General features: G+C 41.7%; 14 protein-coding genes and 1 pseudogene. 4 read left to right on the top strand and 11 right to left on the bottom strand.

Annotated features, from left to right (window positions below; all coding sequences use genetic code 11):
• Window positions 1-32 precede the first annotated feature (32 nt).
• Window positions 33-497, bottom strand: a complete 465-nt coding sequence (gene argR, locus RS130_RS02080) for a transcriptional regulator ArgR (RefSeq protein WP_316024579.1) — start codon at window positions 495-497, stop codon at window positions 33-35.
• Window positions 498-718: 221 nt separating this feature from the next.
• Here argR and mdh point away from each other — a divergent pair.
• Window positions 719-1,656 (top strand): annotated as a pseudogene (gene mdh, locus RS130_RS02075) (malate dehydrogenase).
• Window positions 1,657-1,730: 74 nt separating this feature from the next.
• On the opposite strand, the gene RS130_RS02070 reads toward mdh, so the two are convergent.
• The 8 genes from RS130_RS02070 to RS130_RS02035 all read right to left on the bottom strand — a co-directional run bounded on the left by RS130_RS02070 (window position 1,731) and on the right by RS130_RS02035 (window position 10,155).
• Entirely contained in the window at window positions 1,731-2,759 is a 1,029-nt protein-coding gene (locus tag RS130_RS02070) for an NHL repeat-containing protein (RefSeq protein WP_316024578.1), read from the bottom strand.
• Window positions 2,760-2,786: 27 nt separating this feature from the next.
• Window positions 2,787-3,587: a hypothetical protein gene (locus RS130_RS02065; protein WP_316024577.1), complete on the bottom strand. Its 801-nt coding sequence runs from the start codon at window positions 3,585-3,587 to the stop codon at window positions 2,787-2,789.
• Between the two features lie 26 nt (window positions 3,588-3,613).
• Window positions 3,614-4,420 carry a DUF2231 domain-containing protein gene (locus RS130_RS02060; RefSeq protein WP_316024576.1) on the bottom strand — a complete coding sequence of 269 codons (807 nt, stop codon included), beginning with the start codon at window positions 4,418-4,420 and terminating at the stop codon, window positions 3,614-3,616.
• 29 nt (window positions 4,421-4,449) lie between these two features.
• Window positions 4,450-5,931: a DUF1501 domain-containing protein gene (locus RS130_RS02055; RefSeq protein WP_316024575.1), complete on the bottom strand. Its 1,482-nt coding sequence runs from the start codon at window positions 5,929-5,931 to the stop codon at window positions 4,450-4,452.
• 73 nt (window positions 5,932-6,004) lie between these two features.
• On the bottom strand, window positions 6,005-7,018 hold the full coding sequence (locus RS130_RS02050) for a DUF1553 domain-containing protein (RefSeq protein WP_316024574.1): 1,014 nt from the start codon (window positions 7,016-7,018) through the stop codon (window positions 6,005-6,007).
• Window positions 6,963-8,966, bottom strand: coding sequence for a DUF1549 domain-containing protein (locus RS130_RS02045; protein ID WP_316024573.1), 2,004 nt, complete (start codon window positions 8,964-8,966; stop codon window positions 6,963-6,965). Before RS130_RS02045 ends, RS130_RS02050 begins: the two co-directional genes overlap by 56 nt.
• The gene (locus tag RS130_RS02040) at window positions 8,936-9,301 is read right to left on the bottom strand and encodes a c-type cytochrome domain-containing protein (RefSeq protein WP_316024572.1); all 366 of its coding nucleotides are present in this window, start codon (window positions 9,299-9,301) and stop codon (window positions 8,936-8,938) included. The genes RS130_RS02045 and RS130_RS02040 overlap by 31 nt, the downstream gene beginning before the upstream one ends.
• A 242-nt stretch (window positions 9,302-9,543) precedes the next feature.
• Complete coding sequence (locus RS130_RS02035; RefSeq protein ID WP_316024571.1) at window positions 9,544-10,155, bottom strand: DUF2726 domain-containing protein; 612 nt, start codon at window positions 10,153-10,155, stop codon at window positions 9,544-9,546.
• A 258-nt stretch (window positions 10,156-10,413) separates the two neighbouring features.
• On the opposite strand from RS130_RS02035, the gene RS130_RS02030 reads away from it, so the two are divergent.
• The 3 genes from RS130_RS02030 (at window position 10,414) to RS130_RS02020 (ending at window position 12,669) form a co-directional block, all read left to right on the top strand.
• On the top strand, window positions 10,414-10,941 hold the full coding sequence (locus tag RS130_RS02030) for a DUF2937 family protein (protein ID WP_316024570.1): 528 nt from the start codon (window positions 10,414-10,416) through the stop codon (window positions 10,939-10,941).
• Between the two features lie 140 nt (window positions 10,942-11,081).
• Window positions 11,082-11,927, top strand: coding sequence for an alpha/beta hydrolase (locus RS130_RS02025; protein ID WP_316024569.1), 846 nt, complete (start codon window positions 11,082-11,084; stop codon window positions 11,925-11,927).
• 61 nt (window positions 11,928-11,988) lie between these two features.
• Window positions 11,989-12,669: a DsbA family oxidoreductase gene (locus tag RS130_RS02020; RefSeq protein WP_316024568.1), complete on the top strand. Its 681-nt coding sequence runs from the start codon at window positions 11,989-11,991 to the stop codon at window positions 12,667-12,669.
• Window positions 12,670-12,800: 131 nt separating this feature from the next.
• Here the strand turns inward: RS130_RS02020 and RS130_RS02015 are convergent, their stop codons facing one another.
• Both RS130_RS02015 and RS130_RS02010 read right to left on the bottom strand, forming a co-directional pair.
• On the bottom strand, window positions 12,801-14,045 hold the full coding sequence (locus RS130_RS02015) for a hypothetical protein (protein ID WP_316024567.1): 1,245 nt from the start codon (window positions 14,043-14,045) through the stop codon (window positions 12,801-12,803).
• Window positions 14,046-15,006: 961 nt separating this feature from the next.
• On the bottom strand, window positions 15,007-16,023 hold the full coding sequence (locus RS130_RS02010) for a glycoside hydrolase family protein (protein WP_316024566.1): 1,017 nt from the start codon (window positions 16,021-16,023) through the stop codon (window positions 15,007-15,009).
• Window positions 16,024-16,132: the final 109 nt, after the last annotated feature.

Here is a 16,132-nt window from a genome sequence, read left to right as displayed (position 1 = left end):
TGGCTAGCTTTATATTCAGAGTGAAGTTCAAGTTATACATTCTCGAATAACGCTTCTACTCGGTCTCGGGTGTTTTCAATATTGTTAATATCAGCAGGTGCGATAAAGATAGTGTCGTCGCCGGCAATCGTGCCTAACACCCCATCTTTTTCTCCTAAAGAGTCGAGCAAGCGAGCGATAAGTTGAGCGGCCCCTGGACTAGTACGAATGATCACCATCACGTTATTGTGTACCACATCTAGCACCAATTGTTTGAGTGGGCTTTTGGCTGTTGGCATACCTAGCTCTGGAGGTAAGCAATAAACCATGTCACCACGAGCATTACGGGTTCTGACTGCGCCAAACTTACTGAGCATACGTGATACTTTGGATTGACTAATATTGTCAAAGCTTTGCACCTTTAGCGCACTGACAATATCGCCCTGTGAGCCAAAACTCTCCGTTTTTAAAATATCTTTGAATGCTTTGATTAGCGTTTCTTGCTTAATAGTAGCCATAGTTTCCTCTTAATTATTCTGGCTATTTTGCCCCATTGCTTGGGTTTAAGCAATTTGCCCACATATTGTTTGGGTTATTTAGTATAATGACCGAATGTTTAAAAGCTAACATGCTCTTTTAGGCATAGAATACATAAAGTTATCGTTAGAATTACCGTGTTATTCTGTCATTTAGAAAAGAACAACACACCCTACACACATAGAATTCACAGGAGATAATTATGAAAGTAGCTGTATTAGGTGCAGCCGGTGGTATCGGCCAAGCGTTATCACTATTGTTAAAAACTCAACTTCCAGCAGGTACCGAACTGTCTTTATATGACGTAGCCCCAGTTGTGCCTGTAGTGTTGCTGTTGATTTAAGCCATATCCCTACCGATGTTAAAGTACAAGGTTTTGGAAAAGACGACTTAGCCGAAGCACTAACAGGTTGTGACATTGTATTGATCCCTGCAGGCGTACCTCGTAAGCCGGGCATGGATCGTTCTGATTTGTTCAATATCAACGCTGGTATCGTAAGAAACCTAGTCGATGCTATTGCTGACAACTGTCCAGAAGCATGTACCTGTATTATCACTAACCCTGTGAATACTACCGTTGCCATTGCAGCTGAAGCTCTGAAAGCGAAAGGTGTTTACAACAAAAACAAATTATTTGGTGTCACGACGCTAGATATTATTCGTGCAGAAACGTTTGTTGGTGAGCTAAAAGGCCTTAATCCTGCAAATACACATGTGCCAGTTATTGGCGGTCACTCTGGTACCACTATTCTACCTTTACTATCTCAAGTTGAAGGTGTTGAGTTTACTGATGAAGAAGTGGCTAGCCTTACTACGCGTATCCAAAATGCCGGTACCGAAGTAGTAGAAGCTAAAGCGGGCGGCGGATCAGCTACGCTATCTATGGGTCAAGCAGCTGCTAGATTCTGTTTATCACTTGTTGCTGCAATGCGCGGTGAAAACGTAGTTGAATATACTTACGTTGAAGTGAATAGCGACGACGCTGAGTTCTTCTCTCACCCAGTCCGTTTAGGTAAAAACGGTGTAGAAGAAATTCTACCATACGGTGAATTGAGTGCATTTGAAGAAAGCGCGAAAGCTTCTATGATTGAAGGTTTACGTGGTGACATAAAATTAGGTCAAGATTTCGTTAACGCGTAATTTTACTAGCTCCTGAAAAGGAGAACGTCAGATAATAAAAACCAGCCGAGAGGCTGGTTTTTTGTTTTTAAACACTAGTTTCTTAACTTCTTCCAGTAAGACAGTCTACCTGGATTCCAAGTACCTATTACAATATCGCCATTCGACATAAATATCGCATCGTGTGGGTGTTTATGGCCTTTTTCGCCCAACACCTGATTGATTTCTATGGTGTCTATAAGTTGATTGTTTTTATCTAAATAAGACACTGTACCATTTAGATTCGGTACTAATAGTTGGTCTTGCCAAGTGTCGGTATTGCATACTCGACTAATGCCATCACCTTCAATGGTTTGGATAAATTTACCTTGCGGATTGTAAGCCACAATACGGCTGTTTTCACGGTCTGCCACTAATATTTGGTCATTTCTGGAGTCGTAACTTACGCCGTGAGGAGTCTTAAAATGTTTGCCAGATTGTTCACCTGTCCAAATTTTTTGACTGAATTGGCCATTGTTTTTATCACGCTCTGAAATAGTCGAACTGCCGTAACCATCAGCGATATACACTTGTTGTGAGTTAGGGTTAGTGGCGGTATCTGTGGGACGATACTTAGGTTTTTCGGTTTGGTAAGGTGCGTGATCCGGCGCTTTATCTGACTGCCAAACTAGATTGCCTTGCATATCAATTTTACGTACCGTCAACCAATTATTGCTTAGGTATAAGTACTTTCTACCATTTTCATAGACTAAATCTAAACCATGAGGCGAGCCCCAAGCTAGTTTAGAATCACCTATATATTTTATAAATTGCCCGTGTTTATTAAACATGGCAATGGCGTGAGTCTGGTCGTCAATGTCATGAGACTCATAGGCAAGATAAATATTATCTTGGTTATCTCGAGTTAAGCCATGAGCATGTTTGATCTTCACTTCTTTGGGTAATTGCAATAAGTTTGGCTGGTATTCGTAACCCCCTGAAATGATTTTTCGGCCTTCAATAACCGCTGCCGGTTGAGCCAGTTTATGCACCTTGTGTTCGTGGGCAAAACTAACTTGCGTAAAACTCAAGCTGCATAGTGCAGACAACAGTATAACTGTGACAGGATTTTTTATTTTTAACATGAGTATCTAAGCCTTAAATTCTGAAGGTTATTCAGCATATTCTGATTTGGTTGATGGTTTTTCGTCAGTGTTTGTTGCTGGCAAGGTAAGGGCCGCTTGTTCGACTAACGAATGATATATTTTTGTTTGTTTTAGGCTATCTTGAATCTTAGCTAAGCCATCTGTTGAGATTTGGGTTTGGCCCAAGTACAGCTTTTTCAAGCTAGTTATGTTAGCTAAAGACTTACTGACACTATCATCGATACCCGTATTAAATAAGTTTAAAACTTGCAATTTTTTTAACTGATTTAAGGGTGTTACGTCACTTGATTCAAGAATGGCGTTATCAAGCAATAATGAGCGTAACTGAGGGAGCTTGGCTAATTGCCCCCAGCTTTGTTGGGTGATTGTCATGCCACCAAAATCAGCATAAGAAATAAATTCTGCTAAAGGTGCCAATGCATGCCAAGCATTATCATCTACAGAAGTGTGAAAGTTAAACGCGGTAATTTGTAGACCATCTTTCGGATCTTGTGAAACAGGCGTGATATCTATGCCAAAGCCTGTTTTTAAATTTTGAATATGTTGTTTTAACTCTTTAGGTTCAATGCTGGTATACACCTTAGTGGGATACCTACGCTCTATCGACTCGCTAATTTTGGCGTCAATTAAAGCCACTATTTCAGGGCTTAATACCTCTGGTTCCAATTGATTTATGCTGGTTGAGCTAGGTGCGCCAGCTTTTATCCACCAACGCATCAGTGCAATTTGTTCGTCACTTAGCGGGGTTCTACCCTCAGGAGGCATAGCCTTATCATGGCTACGAGGTAAGGTAATTCGATGGAACACTTCACTGGTTTTTAAGTTACCCGCTACTATGCCTGCTTTTTGGCTTTTCCCCCTTTGAACAAGCCTTCTAATGTATCTAAGGTAAATTGACCCTTTACCTTGCCCGCATTGTGACAACTCATACATTGAGCGGCCAACATAGGTTCGATAAAACCTTGATAAATCGGTGTATCGTAACTTAGCAACTGTTCTTGTTCTTCAAAGCCTAAAGTCACTTTTAACTCAGTCGGTAATTTTTCAGTTAGATAACCTTCACCTTGTACCAGAGCCCCACCCAAATGCCCACCCCAGGTTACGGCAACGAGAGCGGTTGCTAGGCTAAAGTAATAGGCTTGTTGGAATAGGTTCTTAGCGCTAGCTTGAAAACTTTCGTTAAACAAACAAGCTAAAATGGTAAAGATTGCTGTAGAGATCCCCAACCACATATGTGTAGTGACAATGTCACCAGAATAACCATCTGAACTGGCTAAGGTTAATCCTATGCTGACGGCTAAAATGGCTGAAAAAGCCGCTAAAGCTAAAATGAAACGAATAGCTTTTTTAAGCTCGGGTAGGGCGCATTTTCTGGCGATTAATTCGATAAATGGAATAATCATCAGCCAACCAATAGGTAGGTGTAACACAACTATATGAAAGCGACCAAAAAATATGGCCCAGTCGTTACCTGTTTCCCCATCTAGATTAATTAAAAAAGGTAACAAAAGTAAAAAGGTAATGAATCCAAGACCAATAACCCAAGCGTATTTTAGTGGTTGTGGTATTTTTTTAGTAACGATGACTGCATATAATTCTCTAAATCTGTATTCTTTTTGTGGTTTAGCTGTAGTTTGCAAGTGCTTACTTTCGTTCGGTTGTTTATAATTTAACTAATAATACCTTTAATTAGATGTGACTCCTCTACACCCGTTAAAGTTTGGTCTAGGCCTTGGTGTTTTACCGACAATCGCTTGTGGTCTATTCCCAGCTGGTGCAACACAGTCCTATTTAAATCTCGAATATGCACAGGATCTTTAACTATGTTGTAGCCAAACTCGTCAGATTCACCATAAGTTATACCTGGTTTAAATCCGCCACCTGCAACCCAAGTGGTAAAGCTACGTGGATGATGGTCTCGGCCATAATTTTCTTTAGTGAGTTTACCTTGGCAATATATGGTGCGACCAAATTCCCCGCCCCAAGTCACAATCGTATCTTCCAACAAACCTCGAGATTTTAAATCGGTCACTAAGGCATAGCAGGCTTGATCTACATCACGGCACTGATTAGGTAAATCTTTGGCTATATCTTGATGCTGATCCCATCCACGGTGGAATATTTGGGTGAAACGCACCCCGCGTTCAGCTAAACGTCTAGCCATTAAACAGTTGTATGCAAACGTGCCCGGTTTGTGCACATCTGGGCCGTATAAATCTAATGTCGCTTTGCTTTCTTTCTTAAGGTCAGTTAGTTCAGGTACCGAACTTTGCATGCGATTGGCTAATTCATATTGGGCTATGCGTGAGGTAATACTTGGATCAGCCATCTTAGCAAAGTGTTGTTGATTTAAGTTTCTCAAACCATCTAACATAGTACGACGGACATCAGCATTGACGCCTTTAGCATTGGTTAAATACAAGATAGGATCACCTGTCGACTGAAACGATACACCTTGATGACTAGCTGGCAAGAAACCGCTGCCCCATAAGCGGTTATACAAAGCTTGAGCGGTTTTTCTACCGGTCCAACTAGAATGTAACACCACAAAATTAGGTAAATTGGCGTTCTCACTGCCTAAACCATAACTTAACCAAGAGCCCATACTTGGATGACCCGGTTGTTGCGAGCCAGTTTGAATATAAGTAATAGCAGGATCATGGTTAATGGCCTCGGTATGCATAGATTTAATAAAAGTGAGTTCATCTACCATTTTAGCTGTGTAGGGCATTAACTCACTGACCCAAGCCCCACTATCGCCATACTGCTTGAAATCATATTTAGTAGGAGCAATAGGAAAGCTATCTTGTCCAGAAGTCATACCGGTTAGGCGTTGGCCATTGCGTATTTCTTCTGGTAAGTCCTTGCCAAACATCGCTTTCATTTTGGGTTTATAGTCAAACATGTCGTGTTGCGAAGGGCCACCTGCCATAAACAGATTGATCACCCGCTTAGCTTTGGGTCTAAAGTGTGGCGAACCTAAACTCCCCTGACCTAATTGAACCTGCGCATTTTGCGCAGCATAAGCACTTTGCCCCAATAGACCTGCTAAAGCTGTTCCTCCTATTCCGGCTGCCGCATGTTTTAAAAAGCCACGACGGCTCAGAGTGCTAAATTGTTTATTAAAGTCAGTGTCGTTATTGTTCTTCATATTCTTTTCTCCAATCGGCCCATTTTTGCGCCCCTAACTAAACCTATTGTTTCGTGAGTGATTGTTGGTTGAGTTAGTTTCTGGTAATAAATTCGTCTAAGTTAAATACTTGGTTGGCTAACATGGTCCATGTGGCCAGTTCGATTGGGTCCAGCGCAGGATCAACTTTAGATTCTCCGACACTGAGTAGCTCTTGGGCTGCCCCTTCATTGCTTAAATAAAGCTTGTGCAGGTTGTCGTAGGACTGGCGTAAGCTCGCTAACATAGGTTCATCTGGTGACCTGCCTAAAGCTTGTTGGATTAAGAAACTAAACTTGTTGGAATGGTTCTCTATTAAGACTCTTTCCGCCATTTTTTTCGCAGCTTCAACAAACTGGGGGTCGTTCATTAGTAATAATGCTTGCAGTGGTGTATTGGTTTGTTCTCGCTGGACTACACAACTCTCTCTGTCAGGTGCATCAAATAGCGACATGCCTGGAGGAGCTGCAGTACGTTTCCTAAAGGTGTATAAACTTTTACGGTATAACTTGTCGCCATGATCTTGTTTAAAGTGAGCAGTATTACTGTCTACATAGGCTACTGCTTTCCATAAACCTGCAGGTTGATATGGTTTTACTGGTGGGCCTCCCACTTGGTCATTTAACAATCCACTTACGACTAATGCTTGATCTCGAATGACTTCGGCATCTAAGCGAGGGCGAGAAGAACGGGCATATAAGGTGTTAAGAGAATCTTTGCTAAGTAGTTCTTCTGTATAGGCTGATGATTGCTGATAAGTGGCAGACATGACCATTTGTTTGATGGCACGTTTCACATCCCAACCGTTTTGTTTGAAATCGTTCGCTAACCAGTCTAATAATTCAGGGTGAGTCGGAGGTGTGCCTTGGCTACCAAAATCACCAGCGGTTTCAACTAATCCTCGACCAAACACATATTGCCAAAAACGGTTAATAGTTACACGAGCTGTCAAAGGATGATCATCCCTGACTAACCACTTGGCTAAATCTAATCGATTGAGCCCTTCCGTTTTTTCAATCTTGGGCAGCATGGCCAAAGTACCCGAAAATACCTTTTTCGCCTTCGTCATCGTATTGGCCTCGATTTAATACATGGGCATAAGGTTTGCTGTCTGTTTTCTCTTCCAGAATAAGGGTGATAGGTGTACGTTGCTGAATGGCCGTTATTTGTGGCAGTTGTGCACGACGTTCTGCATAATATTGTTGACCTTGTTGAGAATACTGACTGGTATAGTAAGCACTTAACAATGTCTGTTGTTCTTCTGTAGGTTTTGTTGCCAAAAGTGCTTGTTGTATGTCAGGAAGTTTGGCGATCAGGTGGTTTTCTTCAGGCGTTAGTACATTCTTGTACACCCTTATATCTTGTATAGCGACATAAGGAGTTTTGTTATTTTTCTCTACAATATCTGGGGCTTTAGGATCTTCTTTCTGAGCGTAAGGGTTCTGCACAAAACCGATAGCCAAAGGACTATTAATTTTTGCTTGTTGCACGCTTGCTAATTCTTCTGGCGATAAACTTTTTGCTTGCGCTTTGCCACGCTCTTCACCATTTACGTAATATCGAAATGCATTTTGGTTAGCGCTACCGTCATATTGAATAGTAATGTGGTGCCACGCGTCAGGCTCCATTACATTCCAAATACTGCCGTGAATAAAAGCGGTATCGCCAAAATTTAAACTCAACCTTAATGATTTGTTGTTTAATGCTTCAACAAACCAACCTGCAGTTTTACTCTGTCGGTCCCACCACCCTTTTTCAGGATCTACACTAATTCGACTTATTATGGGCTGCGCCTTAATTTCTTCTTTTGGTGGTTTTATCCAAAAACTGACGCTGAAGCTATCTTCATAATCATATTCAGCCGCGTCACCTAGTTCTATCAATGTTGATTTGTTAATGGCAAGGGCCTTGCCTTGTTTGCCCTCTACCCATTGGTATTTTCCTGTGATTTTGGCTGTAGAGGTTTTTTGATTTAACTGGGTTGTTACTTTATTTCCTTGACCTTCATTTGCTGGTAGGTGGAAAGCTAGTTCATTATTCACTATCGGTAAGGACTTGTTCTTGTGACTGTTAATCCACTGTTTAAGCTCTGCCGAACTACTTTTGCTTAGTTGTTCAATTTTGTTTTTAAGTGACTCATTATTGTTTTTCAGTTGTTTGATCAATATGGAATCTTGCTCATTAAAAACATGCATAGAAGGTGGGTAATCTGCGGCATTCCCATCCATTGGTTTTTCTGTTGTATTTCTGAAAAAGGCAGTTAACTGATAAAACTCCTTTTGTGAGATAGGATCAAATTTGTGATCATGACAACCTGCACAACCAGTGGTTAAACCCATCCAAACAGTCGATAAGGTTTCTGTTCTGTCTTTAGCATAAATAGCGGCATATTCAGCATCGATGGCACCGCCTTCACTGGTGCTTGGATTTGAGCGCACAAAGCCAGTAGCAACTAACTGATCCTGAGTGGGGTTAGGTAACAAATCGCCAGCTAATTGTTCGATAGTGAATTGGTCAAAAGGTTTATTTTGATTAAACGCATCCACGACCCAGTCACGATAGGGCCATATACTGCGTAAATTATCTAAATGCAAGCCGTGAGTGTCAGCATAACGCGCCGCATCTAACCAGTAGTGGGCTTGGTGTTCACCATAGGCGGTGGAGGCCATGAGGGTGTCTACTGCTTTTTCGTATGCTTGCGCGGAGTCATCTGCAACAAACTCGGCAATCAGCTGTGGAGTAGGGGGTAAACCTGTTAGGTCCAAAGCTAAGCGCCTAATTAAAGTATGTTTATCTGCTTTAGGTGAAGGCGATAGTTGTGCTTGTTCTAATTTGGCTAGGATAAAGTTGTCTATGGCATTGTTGGCCCATTCTACTTGTTTGACCTGCGGCACTTTTTCTGCAGCTATAGGCTCAAAAGACCAGTGGTTTTGATAACTTGCCCCTTCTTTAATCCATTGGTAAATAGTAGCAATTTCTTGCTCAGTTAGGTCTTTGTGCATATGTGCGGGTGGCATACGCTCTTCTGGATCGCTGTGGGTGATACGTTGGTAGACGGCACTGTCTTCTGGGTTGCTATAAGCACAATGGCAGCGTATCCGCCTAAGTCGGTGAGTAAACCTTCCGCCGTGTCTAAACGCAAGTTAGCTTTGCGGTCGGCTTTATCTGGACCGTGACAGTGAAAACATTTGTCTGACAATAATGGGCGAATATCATTATTAAACTTAATTTCGGCAGTACTAGGCATAACTATTAATACAGCTGGTAACGCAATGCCAAATCTTAGCAAAAGTGTTGATATACCCCGTGTAAAGCCGTTGGCGTTAAGGCGATGATGTTTGATGCCATTCAAAGTCATTCTCCGAGTCTATTCTGAATAGCCTTTGGGCTAACAGGTGAGCGTTAATAACATGTTAACTTATGTTACATACAGTTTACCTGAATAAGTTATATAGTAAATTGCTTTTTTATATATGACTTTTGTGGGAGGGGTATAGCGTGTCTATGCTATTCAATTGACTAAAAAAATCCGCTGTTCAGGGAACAGCGGATTAGATGTTGATTATAACGAAAAAGTTGGCTTAGGGGATTGAGTTAAGCTGCAGCCACTGGTCGTGGTACCGTTTTATTGGTCTTAATGGGTCGTGTTGGGCGAGCCTGAGTAGCAAATTCGCTGGCTAGGTTAGCGGTTCTTGGGAGCAGCGGTAACGCAGCCTGTTTTTGCTTAGGTAATTTGGCATAAATGCATTCTTGAATATCTTTAACTGTGTAGCCTGCTTTAACCTTAATGCGAATATGTGGAATACGCGCAGCATCTAAAGCGCCATTAACAAAGTAGTCTCGCTGATTTTTGTATCCATCTTTGCCATTTGAATGGACCAAATCAATGGCTAAAAGAGGTGTCATGGTATCTTTGGAACACAATACAAAGTCGAATTGTTTACTGCCGGCTTTAGAAAGTGCGTTTTTAACTGTTTTTTTGTCGGCTGTTTTGCGCACCGCTAACACATCACTCATTTTAACCCGACACAGAATACGAAAATCTCTACCTACCGCGTTCTCAATTAAATCGATGAAGGAACGCTCTACCGCTGTAAAAAGGTGAGTCTTCTTTTGAAACGGGAAGCCCAACGCCGGTTCATGTAGTTTCATTGCGCCAACAGCCACTATGATTAGTAACATCATTAATATTATTGCTAGTTCCATGGTCTCTCCAAAGCGAATGTCAAAAGTTCGACGTGTGAATAATTTAAGAGAACTAAAGCAATAAAAATGCCAAATTTAAGGTGTTCGCGGATTGTTAGCCGGTGGGTCAAGCCCCGTCCTTTTTGACAATCTCACTTTGTTAACAATTATTATTAATGATGGCATTGAGGTATGGTTATACCTAAGGAGTCCTAGTCTCATTATTCGCAATGGAATGAATACATACGATGTTTCTGAGTATTAAATAGGGGAATGCCCATGAAATTCATTACTGATTATTTACGGCTCATAGTATTTTGTAGTGGCTTATTGATGGGGATCCAAATTCCCGCAGTCGTTGATCAATATCAAAAACGAGTCGATGCACATTTAACCGAAGCCACAGATTTACTGGCGGGTTTTCAGCAAACCGCAGACCGATATTTTGACGGTAATATGCAAGCTTTGATCAATCATTATGAGAAAAGTGACGATGCTATTTTTCGAGACGACGCTGTTAATATTCGTTTTATGTCTGAGCGTGTGTCTGCATTGCAAGCTGAAATGGCAGCGTTACAACGTAACCTAGTGTTACGAGCCAGCCATGTGTTATTTTTTGCCAACCCTAAGTTGCTTTCTGAAACCATGCAACAATATAGCTATATGATTTTACTTGATCCTTTTGCTTTGATTTGGGGAGTGGTAAGCGCCGTAAGTTTGGCCGCTTTATTAGACGGGTTGATTGCCGGCATGGGTTTTTGTGCGCTGCGGATAATTCGTCGTCCAAGGGTGGAAAATGACTCTTGAGACAGCAGTGTCTTCTATTTTTGGGTTTAGGCCACCGCTTTAATACCAAGAGTGAAAGGTTTTGCTACTTTACTTTTGCCAGCCGTTTCCTGAGGTGGAGCATCGTGAATTGATAACAACTAACAAAGGTGAAACACGTAATGTTCAGTAAAGTTTGTAAGTACTTGCTTGGCTTGATGGTTCTGTTTTGTATGGTTCTTAAGTTGTCTTTAGCCCATACTGAATCAATTCCTTGGGATAAACTCCAAGGGTTGGGCAAAGTAGAGTACTTTTCGATAACCAATCCTAGAAAAACTAAAAGTACCTTGCCGTATCATATTTTTGTGCGTGTTCCAGAAGAATACGACAAGTCAAAAAGTCAACAATTCGCTGTTTTGTATTTACTCGATGGTGGCACTAATTTCCCGCTATTTGCAGCTCACTATACCCACTTAAGATGGATGAAGGATCTGCCGCCTATGATTATAGTGGGTATAAGTTACGGTACTCACGATTGGCGTAAGGGCAATGACCGTAGTCATGATTTTACTGCTCCGTCAAAAGAGCGTGAGCATTGGGGCGGTGCAGCGGTTTTTGAACAATTTATTGGCTCTACATTGATGCCAAGAATTCAACAAAAATATCCTGTGGATAAGAACCAGCAGTTTTTATTTGGCCATTCTTTAGGTGGTCAGTTTGCCTTGTATTCCAGCATGTATGGTCAAGCGCCTTTTGCAGGCGTCATTGCCAGTAACCCCGCTCTATATCGAAACGTAGATTATTTTAGGCGTCCATTGCCGCCAAACAAAAACAGACCTCGAGCCTTTGTCTCAATCGCTGAACTTGATGATGACAAATATAAAATACCCGCCACTGAATGGGTGACATTTTGGCAAGAACAGCCAGTACAGTGGCAGTACAAGTTTGTTACTATCGATAATCAAAATCACCTCTCGGCTAATCCAGATGTGATTAGAAATGGGCTTATGTGGTTGTTGCAAAAATAAATGAGATATTAGTCGATAAAGGCAGGTCTTTAACATTTATAGATAAAAATTAAGGTAGTTTATGCACACTCAATTAACGTTAGACATAGTTTCAGATGTATCTTGCCCATGGTGCATTGTTGGTTACAAGGCCCTTGAGCAGGCGTTGCAAAATGTTGCACCCGATATCCAAGCCACTATTACTTGGCAGCCTTTTGAATTAAATCCACAAATGCCGATGCAGGGTCAGGAGATTGTGGAGCATATCACTGAAAAGTACGGCATAAGCGAAGAGCAAGCGGCTCAAAATCGTGAAACTATAAAGCAACGAGGCTTGTCTGTAGGTTATGAGTTTGGCGAAAGAGGTGGCGGTAGAATTTATAATACCTTTGATGCTCATCGGTTATTACATTGGGCGCATGAACTTGATCAAGAAGCCCATAGCAAAGGAACAGGTGGTAACCAGACAGCATTAAAACTGGCCTTGTTTGATTTGTATTTTCAGCAAGAGGGCAACCCAAGTGATCATCAGCAGCTACTCGCAGTGGTTGAAAAAGTAGGTCTAAACGTCGATCAAGCGAAACATATTTTAGCGACGGATAAGTACGCAGTTGATGTGAGAAAAATTCAACAGCACTACCAATCAGCCGGTGTGAGCTCAGTGCCAGCCGTTATCGTCAATAATAAACACCTAATCAGTGGTGGCCAGCCAGTAGAAGTATTTGAAGCTGCCTTAAGGGAAATTGCTAAAGAGTCGGAATAGAAGGGTAGGTTTTGTCGTAACCTGATAGCATCAAGCCACCAAAGGGTGGCTTGAATTTGATTTTATGTATCCTTTACAGCCCTATCACTCTTGCATTTTAGATCTTTCGGGAATGTAAGGACTTGCTCGGCTTATCCAGGATCCAGGTTATTTAGCTGACAGCTAGAGCCGCCGACATTGCCGCTTGTACCTTGGCCTGTCCATGTTCCTGTAAAAGACGGAATACCGCCTACAACAATTGCATCTCCACTTGGGTCAAAGTTAATGTCTACTTGCTTGTCTTCACCAGATAGACTGATAGCTGATGTTTCTGGATTGTAAGTGCCTGAAATAGCTATTTGTGTTCCATCAATTAAGACAATGTAGCCAGATGAACTGTTATTAGCAAAAACGTCTACTGCTATATAGCCTATATTATCTGCGTCGGGTAAGACTGAATTGGTTAAAACAATGCCGGAAAGTCGATGAATGGCACTGGGGTCACCGGCAATTCGTTCGCCACTAAATGTACCGGACTCAGCGTAGATGTCATTTCGCCAATTTCCCGCTAACATGTTGTTGTCAGTTAGGTTTCCACTAAACTCAGCCCCAGAATTTACAGATCCTGCAATAACAGCAAGTGATGAGTCAAAACTTAGACCTGCCCCAAACCCCGTCACGTATAGCTCTTCTTCAACAGAACTGTAAACGACTGCACTGGTTACCCCTGTTCTTGGCAAGTTGTCGCCAAAATCACCCAAATCAATTCGCTGAGCTTCAAGTAACAAACCGAAGGTACCAGAATCATCACCTGAAAATGTACCTGAGAATACACCCGATGCGATGCACGCATAACTTAATTCAAGGTGGGCTTGTGCGGTTGCGGCAGAAGACAAAGTGGCGGTACGGCTATCAGCCATCTCTACTTCAGCCATCAAGGCCTGTAATAGTGAATTAATTGCCACGTCGGTGAAATTGACTTGGGTCCATGATGCGGCAACACCTTGAACTTCTGTCGAAACAGTTATGCCATTACTACTATCATTGTCGGTATCTAGCATTAGTAATAAACGTACTATATTGATGACTGCTTCGTTTGAAGCGGTAGCACCTGATACCAAACTGATTGGCGTAATGTAGGTATCTCCCACAGCACTGCCTAATTCTAAGCTTCCTACGCTAAAAGTAATAGTTTCTCCTTCAACAAATTCAAAGCTTCCGTCTGCACCAGTGATACCAGAAGTAGAATCAGAACGATAAGCTAAACCTTGTACGGCTGAGTCAATGAAGAAACCGGTTTGTGTGGTGGGATTATTTGTGGAGGGGTTATCGTCCGAATCGCCGCAACTAGCTAATAAAGCGATTGATAGGGCGAGTAGAGTTTTCTTAAATGTCATATCCATATTCCTTTGCAAGTTTACATATCTTAATAAGTAAAAAAGGCAGGCCGACTACCAAAAGTCAGTAACATCCACTTTACTGGCCTAAAACTAGTCTATACGACAAAGCTTTTTCTTTAAATGAGCATAATGTTAAATATTAAAAAAGGCTGAGTAATTGACTACTCTGGAACAACCCAAAACAATATCCCACCAAATACTCAAGATTTACTGCTAGTTAACGTGGGTGTCTCAATTGGCTTTGCCAGATGAACAGGCTGTATTCGTCATCCCTGCATGCTGTTAGCAGGGATCCATATCTTTAGCCTAGGAGAGCTTCCGGCTCAATTATCATATTTGTAGGTAGTTAACAGAAACTACCTACAATAATGACGGTGGGGATAACCTTTTGGTTTTTACGTATTGCCATGATTTCTAAGGGATATTTGTAAGCTAGTTATCATGGGTGTCTCAATTGGCTTTGCCAGATGAACAGGCGGTATTCGTCATCCCTGCATGCTGTTAGCAGGGCTCCATATTTTTAGCCTAGGAGAGCTTCCGGCTCAATTCATCATACCTGTAAGTAGCTTACAGTAACTACCTCAAGAATGATGGTGGGGATAACCTTTTGGTCTTATACGTATTGCCATGATTTCTAAGGGATATTTGTAAGCTAGTTATCATGGGTGTCTCAATTGGCTTTGCCAGATAAACAGGCGGTATTCGTCATCCCTGCATGCTGTTAGCAGGGAACCATATCTTTAGCTCAAGAGAGGTCCCAGTTCAGTTCATCATACCTGTAGGTCGCTCACAGTAACTACGTACAAGAATGACGGTGGGGGTAACCTTTTGGTCTTATACGTATTGTCATGATTTCTAAGGGATATTTGTAAGTTAGTTATCATGGGTGTCTTTATTAGGTTTTTATTAGGTTTTTTGGCTGCTTATCTAATCGCTCATAGGCATTGTTAAAACGTCTTTATTGCTTGAGCGGTATAAACAACGAATGGGTATCGCCATCTGGCATCAATATGCCAGCAGTCATTACTAGCGGTTTGCCATTTTCAAGGTATATTGTTGGCCTTTCAAATCGGCGCACGGCAACTTTTTTACCTTCTGTGGTGAGGTATGATTTATCAGATACTTTATAATTTTTAGCCCGCTGCCAATTTAGACCGTCAACGGATGTGATCATACCCATGTAGCCAAAAGCGTGATAAAGGGAGTAATAGCGTTTACGTTCTTCGTCGTACCATACCTCTGGATCTTCAGAATTATAGTCTTTTACCACTGGTTTCTCCTGCATATGCCAAGGTCCAAGCGGGTGGTTGGCTAATAGAACCGCTTGCATACGAATAATTTCGTCTTTAGGTTGATCTGGCTGATCACCACGAACAATCATCAGATATCCACCATCGGGACGTTGAGTAACGCTGACATTATTAACCTGATTGGCCACTGGGAGTTCAGGCTCGATTAAAGGTTTATCAAAGCGTTTCCAAGGGCCATCAATACTATCGGCGACCGCAACGCCAATACGTTGATTCAAACGCATCATGCCTCTTAAGTTATCGGGTTTCCATTTACTGCGGCGTACTTCTTCAAGTTGGGCTTGTGTTAAATCCATATCCCCCGAATTAGTCGACATGTAATATAAGTAGTATTTACCATCGAACTTATAAATTTTATGGCAATGAACCGTATATTGATCCCAATGGCCATCACCTCTGCCTTCCAAAACAACGCCAACATGTGTCCAAGGACCTGTTGGACTGTCAGCAACGGCACGAGATACTCGCCCATCAGTTAACCAAGAATAAAAACCGTGTTTTCTAGGCATTTGCGCATAAAAAAGGTGATACTTACCATCGTCACCTTTAACCATGCTAGAGCCCCAATTAAAAAACTCTTTGTCGTAAAAAATGTTACTTTGATTAACGCCCTGCATAGCTGCCGATAGGTTGTAATCATCTGTGTCTTTTGCCCTTACTCCCATTGTAAATAGCAATAACGTCAGGAATAAAAAAAGGTATATACAGCTGTGGGGAACAGGCGCGAGGGTTATGTTTTTTCATTGTAACTTTTCCATATTATCGAGTTAATAG

Origin of the sequence: Paraglaciecola aquimarina, assembly GCF_032464635.1 — a bacterium.
In the GTDB taxonomy this organism is placed as follows: domain Bacteria; phylum Pseudomonadota; class Gammaproteobacteria; order Enterobacterales; family Alteromonadaceae; genus Paraglaciecola; species Paraglaciecola aquimarina.
Note: the sequence above shows the minus strand (reverse complement) of the source record. Positions and strands in the feature narration are given on the sequence as shown.